The following is a 19,455-nucleotide window of genomic DNA, read 5'->3' as shown; positions in this document are numbered from 1 at the left end:
GTCAAAGTCAGTCGCTGCACTTCGCCGGGACCTCCCTGAAAGCAGCGCAGGCCCCGGCCGACCATCCTCCGCCTGGCCGTTCGAAGCGCCCAGTGTGCCGCCCCGGCTCCCGGAGCAGCAGCCCCGTGCCGGCCCAGGCAGGCTGCTAAATGGAGTGGCTTCTTCTCGCAGCGGGTTTCCTGCTGATTTTCGGCACCGGCTTCTTCGTCGCCGTCGAATTCTCTCTCATAGCGCTTGACCAGCCCACGGTGCAGCGCGCCGTGGATGACGGCGACGTCGCGGCAGTCCCGCTCCTTAAATGCCTGAAATCGCTGTCCACGCAACTGTCCAGCTGCCAGCTCGGCATCACCATGACCACCCTCTTGACGGGCTATGTCATGGAACCGTCGGTCGGGGCGCTGCTGCATGCGCCGCTGGCTGTGCTGGGTCTCCCGGAAGCGGTGGCCAAATCTGTCTCCCTTGTCCTCGCAATGGTGATCGCCACGCTGCTTTCCATGCTGCTTGGCGAACTTGTTCCGAAGAACATGGCGATCGCCCTGTCGTTCCGTATTGGACGGGCATTGGCGCGGCCACAGCTGATGTTTACCGCCATCTTCAAGCCGGCCATCCTTCTCCTTAACGGATTTTCCAACAAGGTGCTGAATGTCTTCGGACTTGAAGCGAAAGAGGAGATCTCAGGGGCGCGGACGCCCGCGGAACTTGCCTCCCTGGTCCGCAGGTCGGCGGCCATGGGGACCCTGGATCCGGGTACCGCAAACTTTGTGGCCCGGACCTTGAACTTCTCGGGCCGGACGGCGGCCGATGTGATGACCCCCCGCATCCGCGTCGAAACCATCGACGCCGACCAGCCGGTCTCGGATATCGTCGACGCCGCACGCCGCACCGGATACTCGCGCTTCCCCGTCATCGGCGATTCTGCAGACGACATCCGCGGACTGGTGCACGTGAAGAAAGCGATTGCAGTGCCCTCCAAACGCCGGCAGAACCTGGAGGCCGGCGCGATCATGACAGACGTTCTCCGCGTCCCGGAGACCATCCACCTCGACGCCCTGCTGGCAGAGCTGAAGGAAGGCAACCTGCAGCTTGCGGTGGTGCTGGACGAGTACGGCGGAACTGCAGGCATCGCTACCTTGGAGGACCTCGTCGAGGAAATTGTGGGGGAAGTGGCTGACGAGCATGACAAGGTTCGGCCGGGTCTGCTGCAGAGCGCTTCGGGGGACTGGTACTTCCCCGGCCTGATGCGGCCGGATGAACTGTCTGAACAGATTCCCGGACTCAGTGTTCCGGACGAAGCAGCCTATGAAACGGTGGGCGGCTACGTCATGAGCGAGCTTGGCCGCATAGCCTCAGTGGGGGATACGGTCACGGTGGGCGGTGGAACCCTCAGCGTCACCCGCATGGACGGCCGCCGGATCGACCGCATCTGCTTCAAGCCGGACCGCGAGCCCAGCGAAGGCTCCGCCGTCGACGCGTCCGCGGAGACCGGCCGTCCTCGCAAGGGCTCGGTCAGGAATGGTTCGTCGAGGCACAGCCCCTCAAGGAACGGCGGAGCGGCATGAGCGACTGGGTTGGAATTCTCTGGCTGGTCCTGCTGCTGTTCGGCAACGCTTTCTTCGTGGCTGCCGAGTTTGCGGTGATGTCTGCACGGCGCAGCCAGATCGAGCCGCTGGCTGACGCCGGCTCCATGCGTGCCCAGACCACCTTGCGGGCCATGGAGAACGTCTCGCTGATGCTGGCCTGTGCGCAGCTCGGCATCACGGTCTGCTCGCTGCTGATCCTGCTGGTGGCGGAACCGGCCATCCACCACCTGCTGGCTGTTCCACTGGAAGCGCTCGGCGTGCCCAAGGAGCTTGCCGACGTCGCCGCCTTTGGCGTTGCGCTGATGGCGGTGACATTCCTGCACGTAACGTTCGGGGAGATGGTGCCGAAGAATATTTCTGTCTCCGTGGCCGATAAAGCCGCCCTGCTCCTGGCCCCGCCGCTCATGTTCATCGCCCGGATAGTGAACCCCGTGATCGTTACGCTGAACTGGTCGGCGAACCACATCCTCAAGCTGATGCGGATCCAGCCCAGGGACGAGGTCAACTCCTCTTTTACGTTGGAGGAAGTCCATTCCATCGTGCAGGAGTCAACCCGTCATGGACTGGTGGATGATGATGCGGGCCTGATTACCGGCGCACTCGAGTTTTCGGAATATACTGCCGCGGATGTCATGGTTCCCCTGGAGCGCCTGGTCATGCTGAAGACCTCGGCGACGCCGTGCGAGTTTGAGAAAGCCGTGAGCCGGACCGGGTTCTCGCGGTTCCCGATGGTGGACGAAGACGACATGCTGTCCGGTTACCTGCACATCAAGGATGTGCTCTCGATTCCTGAATCCGGCTATCAGCATCCCATTGCCGAAAGCCGGATCCGGTCGCTGGCCAACCTCCCGCGCGACGCGGAGATTGAGACCGCCATGTCCGTCATGCAGCGTACGGGTTCGCACCTGGCCCGCGTGATCGGCCCCGACGGCCAGACAGAGGGGGTGCTGTTCCTGGAGGACGTCATCGAGCAACTGGTGGGCGAGATCCGTGACGCCACCCAGGCTAAGGGCATACGCCGTCTGGGGCAGACCGATGGTGAATAGCAGGAGCGGAAGCTTCCGTTAGGCATCCTTAAACAGGAATCATTCCCATTTAGGCACTGGACTTGCGGGGTTGCAGATTCCGCAAAACCGTACCCAGAACCGAGGTTATCCCTTGCGCCCTACCCGACGTGCCCTCCGTCCCTCCCTGACTGCAGCCGTCGCCTGTGCCGGCCTGATGCTGACAGCCTGTGGCTCCCCGGCAGCATCCCCGACGACCTCCTCGGCGCCGGCTGGGGACGGCGTATCCGTCGTCACGTCTACGGATGTATACGGCGACATCGTCCAGGCCATTGGCGGCGACAAAGTAGACGTCAAGGCCATCATCACGAAATCGAACCAGGACCCGCACTCGTATGAGGCCAACGCCCAGGAGAGGCTCGCAATCTCCAAAGCGGACCTCATCGTGGAGAATGGCGGCGGCTACGACGACTTCATCCACAAGATGGCGGACGACAGCCAAATCCCTCACGAGAACATTGTCAGTGCCATGGAAGTTTCAGGCCTCGCGCCGGAGGAATCCGGCGGCCACTCGGAAAGCAGCAAAGACAGCCACGCACACGAGCACGGCGAGTTCAATGAACACGTCTGGTACAGCGTGCCGGCCATGGGGCGGCTGGCCGATGCCGTGGCCACCAGGCTCGCAGCGCTCGCGCCCGGTTCGTCAGCAGAATTCACAGCGAATGCCGCTGCCTTCAAGTCGCGGCTGAGCGACCTTGTGGGCAAACTCAGTGCGGTCAAGGCTTCCCACGGCGCCTCCCGCGTCGCGGTGACGGAACCTGTCCCGCTCTATCTGCTGGAAGCGGCCGGCCTGGAAAACCGCACTCCGGAAGAATATACGGCCGCCATCGAAGAGGGCAGCGACGTGCCCCCGGCGGTGCTGCGGGCCGCGACCCAGCTGGCGGCTTCGCCGGATGTTAGCTTCCTCGCCTACAACGAACAAACCGAAGGTCCGCAAACGGAGGCCGTGAAAAATGCGGCCGAAAAGGCCGGTGTCCCGGTCGTGCAGTTCAGCGAAACCTTGCCCGACGGCAAGACCTACCTGGAGTGGATGACGGACAATGTTCAGAACATCGATAAAGCCCTGGAGACGAAGAAGCGTTGAATCCAGTGATCAGCCTGCGGGAAGCTTCCCTGAAGTTTGGCAGGCGGGCACTCTGGGAAGACCTGAACCTGGACATCCACCCGGGGGAGTTCTTTGCGGTTCTGGGGCCTAACGGGAGCGGAAAAACCAGCTTCCTTAAAGTGCTGCTCGGGCTTCAGGAACTGCACTCCGGCACCGCTTCCCTCGGCGGGCATCCGGTGGAACGGGGGAGCCGCCTTATTGGCTATATCCCGCAGCAGAAGCCTTTTTCTCCGGACACGCCCATGCGGGCCAGGGACCTTGTGGGGCTGGGCGTCGATGGCCACAGGTGGGGGGTCCGGCTCGGAAACGCCAAGGCGGACCGCCGGATTGATGAACTGCTCGAGCTCGTGGGGGCCGCCGAATATGCCAAGGTCCCGGTGGGGCAACTCTCGGGGGGAGAGCAGCAACGGCTGCGGGTGGCGCAGGCCCTCGCCACCGACCCGAAAGTGCTGCTCTGCGATGAGCCGCTCCTTTCACTGGACCTGCATCACCAGCAGGCCGTCAGTGCGCTCATCAATGACCAATGCCACGAGCAGGAGAGCGCCGTGGTGTTCGTGACCCACGAAATCAACCCGATCATCGACTATGTCGACAGGATCCTGTACCTCGCCGGCGGCCGGTTCAGCGTAGGGACGCCCCACGAGGTGATGACCACCGACGTCCTGTCGGAGCTGTACGACAGACACGTCGACGTGATCCACGCGAACGGCAGGATCGTCGTCGTCGGGTTGCCGGATGCCACGACGCACCACCATGACGATGCCCGCGCCGCGGCTGGGGATGGCGTCTGATGGATCCGGAAAGCATTCTGCAGTCGGTCTTCAACTTCGAAAACTACGGCGAGCTGCTGGTCCTCGTCCAGAACTCCCTCTGGGCCGGAGCAGTACTCGGCCTGCTCGGGGGCCTGGTGGGCACGTTCGTGATGAAGCGCGACCTCGCCTTCGCCGTGCACGGCATCTCAGAGCTCTCGTTTGCCGGGGCGGCCTTTGCGCTGCTCATCGGGGCCGACGTCGTATTCGGCTCCCTGATCGGGTCCGTGGCGGCGGCGCTGCTGCTCGGGTTCATGGGCGTCAGGGCACGCGACAAGAATTCCATCATCGGCGTGATCATGCCCTTCGGGCTGGGACTGGGCATCCTGTTCCTGTCCCTGTACGAAGGGCGGGCGGCGAACAAGTTCGGCCTGCTCACCGGCCAGATTGTCTCGGTGGATACGGTGCAGCTGCAGGCCCTGGCCGGCACCGCCATGGTGGTGATGGCGGGCCTGATCGCTATTTGGCGGCCGCTTAGCTTCGCGAGCGTCGACCCTGAACTGGCGGAGGCGCGCGGCGTGCCCGTCCGCTTGCTTGCCCTGGTGTTCATGGTCCTTCTGGGCGTGAGCGTGGCGCTCTCAATCCAGATCGTCGGGGCGCTTCTCGTACTGGCCCTGCTGATTACGCCCGCGGCGGCTGCCCTGCGTGTGACGTCCTCACCGCGGCTGGTAGTGATCCTGAGCGTGGTGTTCGCCATGGTCGCGACAGTAGGCGGCATCCTCCTTGCCTTGGGCGGCCGCATTCCCATCAGCCCCTACGTAACAACGCTGTCTTTCCTGATCTACGTCGTGTGCCGGGTCATCGGCAGCGTCCGCGCGAAACGCGGGCTCAACGGCAGGGTTCTGCGGACTGTCTGACGGCCAGCCAAGCCTTACGGCCAGCCAAGCCTGACGGCCAGCAAGCCCTCTTCCTGCTGCTGAGCGCCCTGCTCAGCGCTGTGTTATTCGGCCTCTTTATCGGCCGCCGCAGAATCAGCCGCCGCAGAATCGGCCTTCCGCGCCGAGCAGGCGGGGCAGAGGCCGTAGATCTCGACGGTGTGGGCCATCTCGGTGAAGCCGTGCTCCTGGGCTGTCTTGGCGGCCCAGGTCTCCACGGCAGGCGCTTCCACTTCCACGGCCTTGCCGCAGCTCCTGCAGAGGAGATGGTGGTGGTGTTCGGTGACGGCACACCGGCGGTAAACGGCCTCGCCGTCGCCGTTGCGGAGTACGTCCACGAGGCCTTCGTCGGCAAGGGACTGCAGGATACGGTAGGCGGTGGCCAGGGAGACCGAGACCCCTTGGTTCTGCAGGATCCGGTACAACTCCTGGGTGCTCACGAAGTCATGCAGCTCATCCAGTGCGGCACTTACCGCCAGCCGTTGCTTGGTGACCCGTTGCTCTTTCCCGCCAGCCGCAACCAGAGGGGTCAGCGGCCTGCCTTCAGCGCTGGCGCCGTGTGGCATGAATGGACTCGCTTCGCTAAGGGATACTTGCGTGTTCAAGATTACCAGCCGGAGGCCCGTGGACACTTATCGGCCGGTTCCCTAGGCTGGCCGGATGAAGCTGACCAAATTCACGCACGCCTGTGTCCGCTTGGAAAAAGACGGACACGTCCTGGTCATCGATCCCGGCGGGTATTCCGAGTCCGCCGAAGCGCTCGACGGCGCCCGCGCCGTCCTCATCACCCACGAGCATCCTGACCACGTCGATGTGGCCGTGGTGACCTCGGCGCTTAAGGACAACCGTGAGCTGGAGCTGTTTGCACCGGGCGGTGTGGCCGAAAACCTCCGTAAGGAAGCACCCGATGCCGTGTCCCGCGTCCACACGGTTGCTCCCGGAACGTCGTTCGACGCCGCCGGGTTCGGGATCAGGAGCTTCGGCGGGCAGCATGCACTGATTCATCCGCACGTTCCCATAGTGGCCAACATCGGCTACCTCGTGGACGAAAACGTGTACCACCCCGGTGACTCCTTCATCATCCCGGACGGCATCAGCGTCAAGACTCTCCTGGTCCCGGTTCATGCGCCGTGGAACAAGGTCAGCGAGGTGGTGGACTTCGTCATTGGAGTGCGCGCGCCGCGGGCGTTTCCGATCCATGACGCGCTGCTCAACCGCACGGGCCTGGAACTCGTGGAAGGCCACGTCAAGCGGCTGGGTGCCAAATACGGCACGGAGTTCACCCATCTTTCCGCCCGGGAATCTGTGGACGTCTAAGCGTTCCAGACCCCGGAATCGAAAAACTCCCGGATGGTTCGCTCATGCGGCTCAGGATCCAGCCCCTGCGCTGCGAGCCACGCCGGGCTGTAGTAGTTACCCGCATAGCGGTCGCCGCCGTCGCACATGAGCGAAACAATGCTGCCGCGCTGCCCTGCGGCGATCATCTCTGCTATCAGCTGCCAGACTCCCCAGAGGTTGGTTCCCGTGGAGGGTCCCGCATGGAGCCCCGCCAGCCCGTGGAGGTGGCGCATGGCCGCGACGGATGCGGCATCGGGCACCTGGATCATGCGGTCGATGACCGCCGGCACGAAGCTGGGCTCCATCCGTGGCCGTCCGATGCCCTCGATCCGCGAGGGGCGGCCGGTGCTGAAGTCTGCGGCTCCGCTGCGCCAGCCCGGGTAGAACGCCGAGTTCTCGGGGTCCACCACTGTCAGCCCCGTGTCATGCCGGTGGTAGCGCAGGTACCGGCCGATGGTTGCGCTGGTGCCGCCCGTTCCGGCGCCCACTACGATCCAGCGGGGGACAGGATGCTCTTCCAGTGCGAGCTGCCCGAAGATGGATTCGGCGATGTTGTTGTTGCCCCGCCAGTCCGTGGCCCGCTCGGCGTAGGTGAACTGGTCCATGTAATGGCCGTTACTGGTCGCTGCCACCTCCGCCGCGGCCGCATAGACCTCGGAGGCATGATCCACCAGCAGGCAGGCGCCGCCGAACTGCTCTATCAGTTCAATCTTTTCGGAGCTGGTGGTGCGCGTCATGACGGCTATGAATGGCAGCCCCAACATCTGCGCGAAGTAGGCCTCGGAGACTGCGGTGCTGCCGCTGGACGCCTCCACGATGGTGGTTCCTTCAGTGATCCAGCCGTTCACCAGACCGAACAGGAACAGGGACCTGGCCAGCCGGTGCTTCAGGCTTCCGGAGCGGTGCGTTGATTCGTCCTTGAGGTAGAGCTGGACGCCCCAGTGTTCCGGCAGCGGCACGGAATAGAGGTGCGTGTCTGCCGAGCGGTTGTTCTCAGCACTGATTTTACGGACGGCCTCGTCAGCCCATGCCCGGGCGCCGCTGGGTACTTTGCTCACCGCATCAGCCTACCGGCGGCCGGATTGATCGGCGGCTAGAGTTGTTGCTGCCTGCCGGCAAGGTGCCGGTCCAATCGGAAGGAGACCTGGTGGATACCCTCATGGACGTGCCTGCGTTGAACGCACGGCTTGCATCCGCCCAGCGCACTGTACTGCTGGATGTCCGCTGGAAGCTGGGCGATCCGGACGGCCGCCGGCACTACCTCGACGCCCACATACCTGGTGCGGTGTACATTGACCTTCCCACCGAGCTGGCTGAACCTGCAGACCCCGCCCGCGGCCGGCACCCGCTGCCTCCGCTGCCCAGCCTTCAGGCCGCCGCCCGCCGCTGGGGCATCCGCACAGGTGACGTGGTGGTTGCCTATGATGACGCCGGCAACACGTCCGCGGCCCGCGTCTGGTGGATGCTCCGCAACGCCGGTTTCCGGAGCGTCTGCCTGCTTGACGGCGGCCTGGCCGCCTGGCGTCGGGCCGGCTTGCCGCTGCAGGGCGGGCCGGAGGAAGCAGCCCCCGGCGATGTGACGCTGACCGACGGCGCCATGCCCGTTATCGACCGGGCACAGGCGGCGGACTGGGGCAACCAGGGCGTGCTGCTCGATGCACGTGCCGGTGAACGGTACCGCGGCGAGGTGGAACCGGTGGATCCGCGTGCCGGCCACATCCCGGGCGCTGTCAGCGCCCCCACAACCGAAAACCTCGACGACGCCGGGCGTTTCCTTCCGGCGCGCGACCTCCGGCAGCGGTTCGCCCGGCTGGGCGCGGATGCGGAAACCCCGACGGCGGTTTACTGCGGTTCCGGTGTCACCGCCGCCCACCAGATCGCGGCACTTGAAATCGCAGGGATCACCGCAGCACTGTTTCCCGGGTCCTTTTCGGAGTGGTCCAACGATCCTTCCCTGCCCGTCGAGACGGGTGCCCCGGCTGGCACCGGCCCGGCTGGCACTGCCCCGGCTGGCACTGTTCCTCCTGCGGAGGGTAGCGTCGCAGTATGACTCCTGGACGCCCCGTACCGCCTCCGCTTGCCCTGCACATTCCGCGCGCCGACGGGATTTTCCCGGACGCGGCTCCGGACGCTGCCCCGGACGAAGCGGCGGGCCTCCGGCAGGGACGCCTGGCAGCCGCCCGCGGCGCCGTCTCCAGCACCAGCGGCCTTGTGCCGCTGACGGTGGCCCGGCGGGCGCCCAAGGCTGACGACGTCGAAATTGCCATTGAGTTCTGCGGCCTGTGCCACTCGGACGTGCATGCCACGCGCGGTGAGTGGGGCACGCAGAACTATCCGCTGGTGCCCGGGCACGAAATTGTGGGCAAGGTCAGCCGTGTGGGTTCGGACGTGGACGATTTTGCCCCCGGCGACCTCGTGGGCGTGGGCTGCATGGTCGACTCCTGCCGCGAATGTGACAGCTGCCTCGACGGACTCGAGCAGTACTGCGAGCGGGGCATGACCGGCACCTACGGGGCCAGGGATGCCCGCAACGGCGATGCAGTCACCCAGGGAGGCTATGCATCATCCGTAGTGGTGGACCGCCGCTACGTCCTGCGGGTACCGGAGAACCTCGACACCGCGGCGGTGGCGCCGCTGCTGTGCGCCGGCATCACCACGTTCTCGCCGCTTCGCCACTTCGGCGTCGAGGAGGGTGATGTGGTGGGAGTCGTTGGCCTCGGCGGCTTGGGCCATATGGCCGTCAAGCTTGCCAAAGCCATGGGCGCCGAAGTGAAGGTCTTCACCACGTCGGAGTCCAAAGTTTCAGCGGCCCTGGACCTTGGCGCCGACGGCGTCATCCTTTCCAGCGATGCGGACGCCATGGCGGCAGCGAACCGCAGCATCGACCTCATCATCGACACCGTCGCGGCACCGCATGACCTGAACCCGTTCTTCCGCACGCTGCGCCGGGACGGGGCGCTGTTCCAGCTGGGGCTGCCCTCCGAGGCCATGCCGCCCGTGAACCCCGGCGCACTCATCAGGCGCCGCATTGCATATGCCGGCTCACTGATCGGCGGCATCGCCGAAACGCAGGAGATGCTGGACTTCTGCGCAGAGCACGGGGTGGTGTCGGACGTCGAGATTGTCGGGGCCGACCAGCTTAATGACGCGTATGACCGGATGGTCGCGGGCGACGTCAAGTACCGTTTTGTCCTGGATACAACCACCCTGCAGGCACCGTCGGAAAGGGCTGACGCATGAGCACGCTGTTCACCAAGATTCTCAACGGGGAAATCCCGGGACGTTTTGTCTGGCGCGAGCCGGACGTCTCGGCGTTCCTGACCATGGGCCCGCTGGCCGACGGCCACACCCTCGTGGTGCCCACAGAGGAGGTGGACCGCTGGACGGACGCATCGCCGGAGACCCTGGCCAAGGTCATGGAGGTGGCCCGCCGCATCGGGGCGGTCCAGGTGGAGACGTTCGGGGCAGCCCGGGCAGGCCTCATCGTGGCCGGCTACGAGATCAACCACATGCACGTCCACGTCTGGCCGTCCAACAGCATGGCGGAATTTGATTTCGCCACAGCGGACCACAATCCGGACCCTGCCCGGCTCGACGCCAACGCCGAAAAGCTCCGCGCCGGGCTGCGCAATGCCGGTTACAGCGAGTTCGTGCCCGACGCCTAGGACAACGACTCCCGAACAGCGAGCTAAGCTGCGAGGGCCTTGTTCAGCACGGCACGGATCCGCTTCTCCGAGACGGAGTAGGCGGTGCCAAGCTCGACGGCGAACAGGCTTACCCGCAGTTCCTCGATCATCCAGCGCACCTGCGTGAGTTCAGCCCCCGCCCGGCGGCCCGGCAGCAGGGCTGAGACGGCGTCGTCGTACTCATCCTCCAGACGCTGGACCGCCGCCATGCTGAGGGCATCCCGCTGCACATTGCCGGGCAGTTTTTCGAGGCGTTTTTCAATGGCGGCGAGGTAGCGCGGCAGCTGGCTCAGCTGTGCGTAGCCGGTCCGGGCGACGAACCCGGGAAACACCAGCTGCTCCAGTTGGCTCCTGACGTCGTTGAGCGCGCTGATGAGCGCCAGGCTGGTGGTGCCCTTGAGCTGCTTTTGGATCCGCCGCGTGCTGGCGAGAACGCGTTCCACGACGGCGGTAACGCTGAAGACGGTGTCGATCAGTTCCGCGCGGACGTGCTCATACAGAGCATCAAAGGAGGACCGATCCCAGGGCAATTCCGCCGGGGTGAGCTTGTCGATCGCCGCGAGCGCGCAGTCGGCGATCAAGGCTGACACGGACCCGTGCGGGTTCTGGCTGAAGGTCAGCTTCTCCGTGTTGTTGAGATGTTCCAAGACATACCGGTCCGGCGAGGGCACCCTGAGGGCCAGCAGGCGGATGACGCCGCCGCGCATGGCCTCCTGCTGCTCGGAAGCGGACTGGAACACCCGCAGTGCCACGGACTTCCCTTCGTCCACGAGCCCGGGGTAGCCCGTCACAGTATGCCCCTTGACCGTTACGCTGACTTCGCGCTGCACAGTGCCGACGGACCACTTGGTCAGGCCGGACTGTTCCGTGAAACCCTGTGCTGATCGCGGGCGGCCGTCACCGGCCGGCGGGGCTGAAGCCTGCGGGCCCTTCTTGGCGGTGCGCGGCCCCGCGGTGGCAGGTGTGGCGCCCAGTGATTCTGCGATGGCACGCCGTGTGGCTGGTGCAAGCCGCTCCTGCAGCGCTTCAAGATCCTTGCCCTCGTCCAGCACCTTGCCGCGGCTGTCCACCACTTGGAAGCTCACGCGCAGATGCTGCGGAACAGCCTCCCAGTTCCAGGAACCCGGCGGGATGATGTGCCCCCGCAGCCGCCGCAGCACCAGTTCGAGGGCTGACTCAAGATCGTCCTCGGCAGGATCGAACTCGGCCTCCAAGGCGGCCACCGCCTGCCGGGCGACATCCGGAGCAGGAACAAAGTTCTTCCGGACCTGCTTCGGCAGGGACTTGATCAGCGCGGTGACCAGCTCCACCCGCTGGCCGGGAATCAGCCAGCGGAAGGGGGCGTCCTCAAGCTGGTTCAGGAACAGCACCGGCACCTTGGCGGTGACACCGTCGGAGGGGTTGGGCGGCGATCCGGGCGCCACCGGGTGGAATTCGTAGCTCAGTGGCAGCTCGAAGCCCTTGTGCAGCCAGGTCTTGGGATAAGCGGATTCATCCAGGGCATCGGCGTCTTCACTGAGAAGCAGCGATTGGTCGAAGTCAAGGAGGGACGGGTCCTGCTGCCGGGCTTCCTTCCACCACCGGTCGAAGTGCCGTTCCGAGACAACATCCTTGCCCACGCGGGCATCGTAGAACTCAAAGAGGGTTTCGTCGTCCACCAGCAGGTCACGGCGGCGCATCCTCGCTTCGAGTTCCTCGACCTCCTGGAGCAGCGCACGGTTCCGGTGGAAGAACTTGTGGTGGGTTTTCCAGTCGCCCTCGACCAGCGCATGCCGGATGAAAAGCTCGCGGGCAAGAACGGGGTCAACCTTGCCGTAGTTGATCCGACGCTGGGCGATGATGGGCACGCCATACAGCGTGACCTTCTCGTACGCCATGACGGAGCCCATTTTCGTGGACCAGTGCGGCTCGCTGTAGCTGCGCTTGACCAGGTCCGGGGCCACCTGCTCGGCCCATGCCGGCTCAAACTTCGCCGCGACCCGGGCCCACAGTCGGCTGGTCTCCACCAGTTCCGCGGCCATGACGAACGTGGGGGACTTCTTGAACAGGGCCGAGCCCGGGAAGATGGCGAAGCGGCTGCCGCGCGCCCCCGCGTATTCCCGCTTGCGCTCATCAAGGATGCCGATATGGCTCAGCAACCCGGACAGCAGGCTGATGTGGACGCCCTCGTGATTGCCGACGGGGTCGGCCTGCCGCTTGTTGTCCAGGCTGATGCCGAGGGGCCGGGCCAGCTGGCGCAGCTGGGCGAACAGATCCTGCCATTCGCGGACACGGAGGTAATTGATGAACTCATTGCGGCACAGCCGGCGGAACTGGGTGGAAGAGAGCTCCTGCTGCTTTTCCTGGATGTAGTTCCACAGGTTCAGGAAGCCGGTGAAGTCGGAATTCTCATCGCGGAAGCGGGCATGCTTTTCCGCGGCCAGTTGCTGCTTGTCGGTCGGGCGCTCCCGCGGGTCCTGAATCGTCAGTGCCGCCGCCAGGATCATGACTTCGCGGACACAGCCGCGTTTTCCGGCTTCAACGATCATGCGGCCCAGCCGCGGGTCCACCGGCAGCTGCGCCAATTTCTGCCCGACGGCGGTCAGGCCGCCGGCGTTGCGCCCGGAACCGTTGTCTGCGGCGGTTGCCCCTGTCTTGGGCGTGCCCGCTGTTGGTGTGCCCGCTGTTGGTGTGCCCGCTGTTGGTGTGCGCAGGGCGCCGAGCTCCCGGAGCAGGGTGACGCCGTCGTTGATGGCACGGGAATCCGGAGGCTCAACAAACGGAAAGCTTTCAATGTCCTTGGGCCCGCGTGCCACACCCATGGCGGTCATCTGCAGGATTACCGCGGCCAGGTTGGTACGCAGGATTTCCGGGTCCGTGTAGAGCGGCCGGGATTCGAAGTCCTCCTCGGAGTAGAGCCGGATAGCGATTCCGTCCGACACACGGCCGCAGCGGCCGGAGCGCTGGTTTGCCGAGGCCTGCGAAACCCGTTCGATCGGCAGGCGCTGGACCTTGGTGCGGTGTGAGTATCGCGAGATGCGGGCGGTACCGGTATCGATGACGTACTTGATGCCTGGAACGGTCAGTGAGGTCTCGGCCACGTTCGTCGCGAGCACGATCCGCCGCTTGCTGCCGGGGTTGAAGACGCGGTGCTGCTCCTGCAGGCTCAGCCGCGCGAAGAGCGGGAGCACTTCCGTGGCGGCGAGGCGCCGGTTGGATTGGATCCTGGCGTTCAGTGCCTCCGCGGCGTCCCGGATTTCGCGCTCGCCGGAGAAGAAGATGAGGATGTCGCCGGGCGCTTCGAGCGCGAGCTCGTCGACGGCGTCGCACACGGCATCCAGCGGGTCCCGGTCCTCCTCGAGCTCGTCGTCGGAGGCGTTCTCGTCGTCAGCGCCGCCCGATGGCTGCGACAGCGGCCGGTAGCGGATCTCCACGGGATACGTGCGCCCCGACACTTCCACGATCGGGGCGGCTGCATCGTCGGAGCCGAAATGCTTCGCGAAGCGTTCGGGATCGATCGTGGCGGAGGTGATGATCACCTTCAGGTCGGGCCTCTGCGGCAGGATCCGTTTGAGGTATCCGAGAATGAAGTCGATGTTGAGGCTGCGCTCGTGGGCTTCGTCGATGATGATGGCGTTGTACTTGCGGAGCAGCTTGTCCCGCTGGATTTCCGCCAGCAGGATGCCGTCGGTCATGAGCTTGACCTTCGTGGAGCGGCTGACCTCTCCGGTGAAACGGACCTGGAATCCGACTTCCTGGCCGATCTCCACGCCCAGTTCGGAGGCGATGCGCTCGGCCACTGTCCGGGCAGCCAGCCGCCGCGGCTGCGTGTGGCCGATCAGGCCGTTCTCACCGAGTCCCAGTTCAAGGCACATCTTGGGAATCTGGGTGGTTTTCCCCGAACCGGTCTCGCCGGCAATGATGGTCACCTGGTTGGCAGCGATGGCGGCCATCAGGTCCTCGCGGCGCTCGGAGACCGGCAGCTCGGCGCGGTAGGAGATAGTAAAAGTCATGGCTGGAACCAGTCTACTGCGGCCGGCGCGGGCTTTACGGACCGTCCGGCGGGGTCGCCGCCCCAGGCCTTGGCGGTCCACCCTTCGGATATTGCCCTCGGCTGACACCTGCAACAGCAAAGGACCCGGCATGAGCCGGGTCCTTTGCTGTTGGCGGCGGGTATTGGGAGCGTGTGCACACCTAGAAGTTGCGCACCGTGTAGTTGCGGCTGGGCAGGTCGAGTGCGGACCAGTCCCGGATCGAGTATTCCGGCGGCGTGTGTCCGCGACCGTCCCGCACGACGGCGGTAAGGGAAGCAACCACTGAGATGAGGATCAGGACAACGAGGGCGATTCCGAAGATTTCCATAGCTCCATGGTTCTCCTCGCGGGGTAAGGAAAAAAGTGGCAGAAATGACTATAAAGAACAAATTTCTGCCATACTGGATTCATGCTCAAGTCAGTGGCAGTCATCGTGGTTCCCAACTTCTCCATCTTCGAGTTCAGCACCGCCTTTGAGGTGTTCGGCATCGACCGTTCGGACCGGGGCACCGGCGTCCCGAAATTCGATTTTCGGGTCTGCGCGCCGGAACCGGGGGACATCCCCCTCAAATCCGGCCTGACCATGCACGTCAGCCTGGGTCTCGAGGCCGCAGCGGACGCGGACCTTGTGATCATGACGCCCTACGGCCGGGACGAAGACGTCCCCGAGGAAGTGCTGGAGGCCCTTCGGGCGGCGCATGCGCGGGGTGCATGGGTCATGTCCATTTGCTCCGGCGCTTTTGCCCTGGCCCGGGCGGGGCTGCTGGACGGGCGGCGCTGCACGACTCACTGGCATTACTCCGGCGAGCTGGCAGCGAAGTTTCCCAACGTCCAGGTGGACGAAAATGTCCTCTACGTCCAGGACGGCCAAATTATTACCAGCGCCGGAACCGCGGCAGGCATAGACGCCTGCCTGCATCTGGTCCGTGTGGAGCTCGGCGCAGCCGTGGCGGCAGCCATAGCCCGGGACATGGTGGTGCCACCACACCGCGACGGCGGACAGGCCCAGTTCATTGACCGTCCCATGCCGGAATGCGGATCGCAGCCGATGGAGGAACTCCTGCGGTGGATGGTGCAGAACCTGGACGAGGAGCACCCCGTCCATGAACTTGCCGCCAGGGTGCATATGTCGCCCCGGACCTTCGCCCGCCGCTTCCGTGCCGAGACGGGCGCCACGCCGGCGGCATGGCTGAATTCCCAGCGGGTGTTAAGGGCGCAGGAATTGCTTGAATCCACTGAACTGAACATCGATGAAGTGGCCCGGCAGGCCGGGTTCGGCCATCCCGTGCTGCTGCGCCACCACTTTGCCAAAGTGCTGGACACGAGCCCGCAGTCCTACCGCAGGGCGTTCCGCGGCCAGTTGACGACGGCCGGCTAGTGAAGCTGCCGAAGGCGCCACTCCTTCTTGTCTGAGTCCAGACGCCCACCGGCTACAGCTACCACTCCACGGCGCGCCCGCTTCCGGGATTCAGCGCTGGCCTGACGCATGGTGCGGCTTGTCATCGTTGACGGCCCGCTGTGGTCACAGGCTCTCCAGCAACCCTGCCGCGCGCTCAAGGGCGCCGGGAATGAGCGAGTAGTAGGCCCAGGTTCCGCGCTTTTCACGGTGCAGCAGCCCGGCGTCGACGAGGATCTTCAGGTGATGGGAGACGGTGGGCTGGCCAAGGTCCAGCGGCTCCGTGAGGTCGCAGACGCAGGACTCTCCGCTCTCCGCGGCCTTGACGATGGACAGCAGCCGCAGCCGGTTGGGGTCGGCCAGGGCCTTGAACACCGCCGCCCTGTCTTGCGCTTCAGCAGCGCCCAGCGTGGGCGCTGCCGGCGGGCAGCAGGCGGGCTCCGTGGCTGGTTCAAGCAGGGGCAGTGAGGTCATCTACCCATTATGCCTCGATATTGACATCCATCAATGTATGGAGCCGGGGCGACCAGCCGCCGCCTAAGGCTTGATTGTCTGGCTGCCGTGCGGGATGACGACGTCGTCCGCGGCACGGGCAGCGGTTGGGAACAGCAGGAGCAGCAGGCCCAGGCCGATGGCGGTGCCGAGCAGCTGGGCGCTGACGAAGGCGGGTACGGAGCCCGGTGCGATGCCAGCGAAGGTGTCGCTGAAGATGCGGCCGACGGTCACCGCGGGATTGGCGAAGGAGGTTGAGGAGGTGAACCAGTAGGCGGCGCCGATGTAGGCGCCCACTGCGGGTGCTGCGAGGGCACCGCGATTGGTTGCGGCGAGGGCGAAGATCAGCAGGATGAGCCCGGCGGTGGCGACGACCTCACCCAGCAGGTGCCCTGCGGTTGCCCGGTCCTTTGTGGAAATGGACGTCCCGACTTCAAACATGGCGTTGGCAAGCACACTGCCACCAATGCCGCCCACAACCTGGGCTGCCACGTAGGCGCCAACGTCCTGCAGAGTCAGTCCGGAGCCGCTGCGCCGGCCCAAGAACCAGTCGGCCAAAGAAACCATGGGGTTGAAATGCGCCCCGCTCACCGGCCCGAACACCAGGATCAGCACAGTCAGGCCCAGAAACGTGGCGGTGCTGTTTTGGAGCAGCTGCAGGCCCACATCACCGGGGGAGAGTTGCTGGGCGGCAATCCCGGAACCGACGACGATGGCAACGAGCAGGGCGGTGCCGAGCAGTTCAGCGACGGCGCGGCGCCACAGAGGCGGCTGGTTTGAAGTCATGGCACCAGCTTGACGCAAAGAATTAACTCAGTCAAAATTGAATCAATGGATATTGAGGCAGTCGACACATTTCAAGCGCGGGTAGCCAAACATGCGGCCCTCGCTGATCCCGCACGCCTGCGCATCGTTGACCTTCTGACGCTGGGGGACTTCTCTCCCACAGAACTGCAGGCCGAGCTGGGCATGTCCTCAAACCTTCTCTCGCATCACCTGAGAACACTGGAAGAGGCCGGACTGGCAATCCGGCACCGCTCGGAAGCGGACAAGCGGCGGAGCTACCTCCGGCTGGCGGCCGGGGCCCTGGATGGACTCGTGCCCGGGGCAGTTCACGGCGCCCGTCGCATCCTGTTCGTCTGTACGCGCAACAGCGCCCGCTCTCAATTGGCCGCAGCTCTCTGGCGGCAAGCGAGCAGCGTTCCCTCAGCCTCTGCCGGAACGCATCCCGCGGACCGCATCGCCCCCGGGGCTGTCGAAGCCGCCCGGCGCCGCGGCCTGGACCTTCCCAACGTTGCACCCCGTTCCCTGGATGATGTCGCGGGGGAGGCGGACTTTGTCGTGACCGTTTGCGACAGCGCCCACGAGGAACTGACTTGGCTGGGCGGAATTCACTGGTCCGTCCCAGACCCCCTCCGCCTGGGTACCAGAGAAGCCTTCGATAAGGCCTTTGATGACATCGCCCACCGTATTACCGACCTCGCGCCCCGCGTCACCGCGGCCGGACCGGGTTAAGCAGCTTCACCAAAGCCAAATATTGACATTCATCGATTTATGGCCGGATACTCTCTATATCGATCATCATCAATGTTCGGTTGGGAGCCAAGGCCGTCACACGTACACCACACCATCAACCCAACCGATTCCAGGAGAAAACCCGTGAGCACCGAAACCGCCAAGAAGCCCTCCGTCCTGTTCGTCTGCGTCCACAACGCCGGCCGCTCCCAGATGGCGGCTGCGTTCCTCACCACCCTCGGCAAGGGCCAGATCGAGGTCCGCTCCGCAGGATCCCAGCCGGCCGACAAAATCAACCCCTCCGCCGTCGAGGCCATGGCCGAACTCGGTATCGACATGTCCGCCGAGGTCCCCAAGGTCCTCACCACCGAGGCCGTCAAGGAATCCGACGTGGTGATCACCATGGGCTGCGGGGACGAATGCCCGTACTTCCCCGGCAAGCGCTACGAGGACTGGGTCTTGGAGGATCCGGCCGGCAAGGGCGTCGAATCCGTCCGCCCCATCCGGGATGAGATCAAGACCCGCATTGAAGGTCTGATTGACTCCCTGATCCCGGCCGCCAAGTAGACCGAGAACCCCTGAGGAGCACGGCATGAGCAAGGAACAACTGATCATCATCGGCTCGGGACCGGCAGGTTACACGGCCGCAATCTACGCTGCCCGGGCCGGCCTGGAACCACTCGTGCTGGCCGGCTCGGTCACCGCCGGCGGTGCGCTGATGAACACCACCGAGGTGGAAAACTTCCCCGGCTTCCCGGCCGGGATCCAGGGCCCCGAACTCATGGACGGACTCCAGCAGCAGGCCGAGCGCTTCGGCGCCAAGGTCGTGTTCGACGACGTCACGGACGTCCAGCTCAAGGGGCACCTCAAGCGGGTGGTCACCGGCGGCGGCGAGGCGCACGAGGCGCCCGCGGTCATCCTGGCCACCGGCTCCGCGTACAAGGAACTCGGTTTGGCGGAGGAGAAGAAGTTCAGCGGCCACGGCGTCTCCTGGTGCGCCACCTGCGACGGGTTCTTCTTCCGCGATCAGGACATCGTCGTCGTCGGCGGCGGTGACTCCGCCATGGAGGAAGCCACCTTCCTGACCCGCTTCGGAAAGTCCGTGACCGTCGTCGTCCGCAAGGGCGAACTGCGCGCCTCCCGCATCATGGCGCAGCGGGCCAAGGACAACCCGAAGATCAGCTTCGCCTGGAACTCGGCCGTCACCGCCATCCACGGCGACGGCAAGGTCAGCGGCGTGACCCTGACGGACACCCGCACCGGCGAAACCCGGCAGCAGGCCGCCACCGGGATTTTCGTGGCGATCGGGCACGTGCCGCGCACGGAGCTGGTGGCCGGGCAGGTGGACCTGGACGCGGAGGGCTACATCAAGGTGGACTCGCCCACCACCTGCACCAACCTGAGCGGTGTGTTCGCGTGCGGGGACGCCGTGGACCACCGCTACCGCCAGGCCATCACGGCCGCGGGAACCGGCTGCGCCGCGGCCCTCGACGCGGAGCGCTACCTCGCCGCGCTTGAGGATGCGGACAGCATCGCCACCGCACTGGTGGAAGAACCGACCCACGCCTGAAACCCGGAACAG

19 protein-coding genes are annotated in these 19,455 nt (G+C 65.1%); 13 read left to right on the top strand and 6 right to left on the bottom strand.

What is annotated here, in order from left to right; all coding sequences use genetic code 11:
* The first annotated feature begins 149 nt into the window (after positions 1 to 149).
* The 5 genes from AC6CH3_RS04600 (at position 150) to AC6CH3_RS04580 (ending at position 5,415) form a co-directional block, all read left to right on the top strand.
* The gene (locus AC6CH3_RS04600; protein ID WP_498131316.1) at positions 150 to 1,559 is read left to right on the top strand and encodes a hemolysin family protein; all 1,410 of its coding nucleotides are present in this window, start codon (positions 150 to 152) and stop codon (positions 1,557 to 1,559) included.
* Positions 1,556 to 2,626, top strand: a complete 1,071-nt coding sequence (locus AC6CH3_RS04595; RefSeq protein WP_498131315.1) for a hemolysin family protein — start codon at positions 1,556 to 1,558, stop codon at positions 2,624 to 2,626. The genes AC6CH3_RS04600 and AC6CH3_RS04595 overlap by 4 nt, the downstream gene beginning before the upstream one ends.
* 175 nt (positions 2,627 to 2,801) lie before the next feature.
* Entirely contained in the window at positions 2,802 to 3,728 is a 927-nt protein-coding gene (locus AC6CH3_RS04590) for a metal ABC transporter solute-binding protein, Zn/Mn family (protein ID WP_498131371.1), read from the top strand.
* Positions 3,725 to 4,540 carry a metal ABC transporter ATP-binding protein gene (locus AC6CH3_RS04585; protein ID WP_498131314.1) on the top strand — a complete coding sequence of 272 codons (816 nt, stop codon included), beginning with the start codon at positions 3,725 to 3,727 and terminating at the stop codon, positions 4,538 to 4,540. The genes AC6CH3_RS04590 and AC6CH3_RS04585 overlap by 4 nt, the downstream gene beginning before the upstream one ends.
* Positions 4,540 to 5,415, top strand: coding sequence for a metal ABC transporter permease (locus tag AC6CH3_RS04580; protein ID WP_498131313.1), 876 nt, complete (start codon positions 4,540 to 4,542; stop codon positions 5,413 to 5,415). The genes AC6CH3_RS04585 and AC6CH3_RS04580 overlap by 1 nt, the downstream gene beginning before the upstream one ends.
* A gap of 83 nt (positions 5,416 to 5,498) precedes the next feature.
* On the opposite strand, the gene AC6CH3_RS04575 is transcribed toward AC6CH3_RS04580, so the two are convergent.
* The gene (locus AC6CH3_RS04575; RefSeq protein ID WP_498131312.1) at positions 5,499 to 5,999 is read right to left on the bottom strand and encodes a Fur family transcriptional regulator; all 501 of its coding nucleotides are present in this window, start codon (positions 5,997 to 5,999) and stop codon (positions 5,499 to 5,501) included.
* Between the two features lie 94 nt (positions 6,000 to 6,093).
* On the opposite strand from AC6CH3_RS04575, the gene AC6CH3_RS04570 reads away from it, so the two are divergent.
* A complete protein-coding gene (locus tag AC6CH3_RS04570) occupies positions 6,094 to 6,750 on the top strand; it encodes an MBL fold metallo-hydrolase (protein WP_498131311.1) in 657 nt (218 codons plus the stop codon).
* On the opposite strand, the gene AC6CH3_RS04565 is transcribed toward AC6CH3_RS04570, so the two are convergent.
* A complete protein-coding gene (locus AC6CH3_RS04565) occupies positions 6,747 to 7,829 on the bottom strand; it encodes a PLP-dependent cysteine synthase family protein (protein WP_498131310.1) in 1,083 nt (360 codons plus the stop codon). The two genes, AC6CH3_RS04570 and AC6CH3_RS04565, sit on opposite strands and share 4 nt — an antisense overlap.
* A gap of 89 nt (positions 7,830 to 7,918) precedes the next feature.
* Between AC6CH3_RS04565 and AC6CH3_RS04560 the strand changes: the two genes are divergently transcribed.
* From AC6CH3_RS04560 to AC6CH3_RS04550, 3 genes are read left to right on the top strand one after another with little or no spacing between them, the layout of a single operon-like run.
* A complete protein-coding gene (locus AC6CH3_RS04560; protein ID WP_498131309.1) occupies positions 7,919 to 8,821 on the top strand; it encodes a sulfurtransferase in 903 nt (300 codons plus the stop codon).
* Entirely contained in the window at positions 8,818 to 10,011 is a 1,194-nt protein-coding gene (locus AC6CH3_RS04555; protein WP_498131308.1) for an NAD(P)-dependent alcohol dehydrogenase, read from the top strand. The genes AC6CH3_RS04560 and AC6CH3_RS04555 overlap by 4 nt, the downstream gene beginning before the upstream one ends.
* Positions 10,008 to 10,436 carry an HIT family protein gene (locus AC6CH3_RS04550; protein ID WP_498131307.1) on the top strand — a complete coding sequence of 143 codons (429 nt, stop codon included), beginning with the start codon at positions 10,008 to 10,010 and terminating at the stop codon, positions 10,434 to 10,436. The genes AC6CH3_RS04555 and AC6CH3_RS04550 overlap by 4 nt, the downstream gene beginning before the upstream one ends.
* 23 nt (positions 10,437 to 10,459) lie before the next feature.
* On the opposite strand, the gene hrpA is transcribed toward AC6CH3_RS04550, so the two are convergent.
* Entirely contained in the window at positions 10,460 to 14,449 is a 3,990-nt protein-coding gene (gene hrpA / locus AC6CH3_RS04545; RefSeq protein WP_498131306.1) for an ATP-dependent RNA helicase HrpA, read from the bottom strand.
* A 181-nt stretch (positions 14,450 to 14,630) separates the two neighbouring features.
* On the bottom strand, positions 14,631 to 14,798 hold the full coding sequence (locus AC6CH3_RS04540) for a hypothetical protein (RefSeq protein ID WP_309986925.1): 168 nt from the start codon (positions 14,796 to 14,798) through the stop codon (positions 14,631 to 14,633).
* An 81-nt stretch (positions 14,799 to 14,879) separates the two neighbouring features.
* On the opposite strand from AC6CH3_RS04540, the gene AC6CH3_RS04535 reads away from it, so the two are divergent.
* Positions 14,880 to 15,848: a helix-turn-helix domain-containing protein gene (locus AC6CH3_RS04535; protein ID WP_400578474.1), complete on the top strand. Its 969-nt coding sequence runs from the start codon at positions 14,880 to 14,882 to the stop codon at positions 15,846 to 15,848.
* Between the two features lie 144 nt (positions 15,849 to 15,992).
* Here the strand turns inward: AC6CH3_RS04535 and AC6CH3_RS04530 are convergent, their stop codons facing one another.
* Both AC6CH3_RS04530 and AC6CH3_RS04525 read right to left on the bottom strand, forming a co-directional pair.
* Positions 15,993 to 16,340 (bottom strand): ArsR/SmtB family transcription factor, encoded by a 348-nt coding sequence (locus AC6CH3_RS04530; RefSeq protein WP_498131305.1) that lies wholly within the window; start codon positions 16,338 to 16,340, stop codon positions 15,993 to 15,995.
* Between the two features lie 63 nt (positions 16,341 to 16,403).
* Positions 16,404 to 17,144: an aquaporin gene (locus tag AC6CH3_RS04525; protein WP_498131304.1), complete on the bottom strand. Its 741-nt coding sequence runs from the start codon at positions 17,142 to 17,144 to the stop codon at positions 16,404 to 16,406.
* Positions 17,145 to 17,189: 45 nt separating this feature from the next.
* On the opposite strand from AC6CH3_RS04525, the gene AC6CH3_RS04520 reads away from it, so the two are divergent.
* The 3 genes from AC6CH3_RS04520 to trxB all read left to right on the top strand — a co-directional run bounded on the left by AC6CH3_RS04520 (position 17,190) and on the right by trxB (position 19,443).
* On the top strand, positions 17,190 to 17,873 hold the full coding sequence (locus AC6CH3_RS04520) for an arsenate reductase/protein-tyrosine-phosphatase family protein (protein WP_498131303.1): 684 nt from the start codon (positions 17,190 to 17,192) through the stop codon (positions 17,871 to 17,873).
* A 144-nt stretch (positions 17,874 to 18,017) separates the two neighbouring features.
* A complete protein-coding gene (locus AC6CH3_RS04515) occupies positions 18,018 to 18,440 on the top strand; it encodes an arsenate reductase ArsC (protein WP_256247991.1) in 423 nt (140 codons plus the stop codon).
* A 25-nt stretch (positions 18,441 to 18,465) separates the two neighbouring features.
* The gene (trxB, locus tag AC6CH3_RS04510; protein WP_498131302.1) at positions 18,466 to 19,443 is read left to right on the top strand and encodes a thioredoxin-disulfide reductase; all 978 of its coding nucleotides are present in this window, start codon (positions 18,466 to 18,468) and stop codon (positions 19,441 to 19,443) included.
* The last annotated feature ends 12 nt before the right edge of the window (positions 19,444 to 19,455 follow it).

It is taken from the genome of Arthrobacter sp. GQ119 (assembly GCF_059759125.1).
Note: the sequence above shows the minus strand (reverse complement) of the source record. Positions and strands in the feature narration are given on the sequence as shown.

Coding starts and splice junctions, on each gene's coding strand:
- AC6CH3_RS04600 (WP_498131316.1), top strand. CDS start 150: ATGGAGTGGCTTCTTCTCGCAGCGGGTTTCCTGCTGATTTTCGGCACC.
- AC6CH3_RS04595 (WP_498131315.1), top strand. CDS start 1,556: ATGAGCGACTGGGTTGGAATTCTCTGGCTGGTCCTGCTGCTGTTCGGC.
- AC6CH3_RS04590 (WP_498131371.1), top strand. CDS start 2,802: ATGCTGACAGCCTGTGGCTCCCCGGCAGCATCCCCGACGACCTCCTCG.
- AC6CH3_RS04580 (WP_498131313.1), top strand. CDS start 4,540: ATGGATCCGGAAAGCATTCTGCAGTCGGTCTTCAACTTCGAAAACTAC.
- AC6CH3_RS04575 (WP_498131312.1), bottom strand. CDS start 5,999: ATGCCACACGGCGCCAGCGCTGAAGGCAGGCCGCTGACCCCTCTGGTT.
- AC6CH3_RS04570 (WP_498131311.1), top strand. CDS start 6,094: ATGAAGCTGACCAAATTCACGCACGCCTGTGTCCGCTTGGAAAAAGAC.
- AC6CH3_RS04555 (WP_498131308.1), top strand. CDS start 8,818: ATGACTCCTGGACGCCCCGTACCGCCTCCGCTTGCCCTGCACATTCCG.
- AC6CH3_RS04550 (WP_498131307.1), top strand. CDS start 10,008: ATGAGCACGCTGTTCACCAAGATTCTCAACGGGGAAATCCCGGGACGT.
- hrpA (WP_498131306.1), bottom strand. CDS start 14,449: ATGACTTTTACTATCTCCTACCGCGCCGAGCTGCCGGTCTCCGAGCGC.
- AC6CH3_RS04540 (WP_309986925.1), bottom strand. CDS start 14,798: ATGGAAATCTTCGGAATCGCCCTCGTTGTCCTGATCCTCATCTCAGTG.
- AC6CH3_RS04535 (WP_400578474.1), top strand. CDS start 14,880: ATGCTCAAGTCAGTGGCAGTCATCGTGGTTCCCAACTTCTCCATCTTC.
- AC6CH3_RS04530 (WP_498131305.1), bottom strand. CDS start 16,340: ATGACCTCACTGCCCCTGCTTGAACCAGCCACGGAGCCCGCCTGCTGC.
- AC6CH3_RS04525 (WP_498131304.1), bottom strand. CDS start 17,144: ATGACTTCAAACCAGCCGCCTCTGTGGCGCCGCGCCGTCGCTGAACTG.
- AC6CH3_RS04520 (WP_498131303.1), top strand. CDS start 17,190: ATGGATATTGAGGCAGTCGACACATTTCAAGCGCGGGTAGCCAAACAT.
- trxB (WP_498131302.1), top strand. CDS start 18,466: ATGAGCAAGGAACAACTGATCATCATCGGCTCGGGACCGGCAGGTTAC.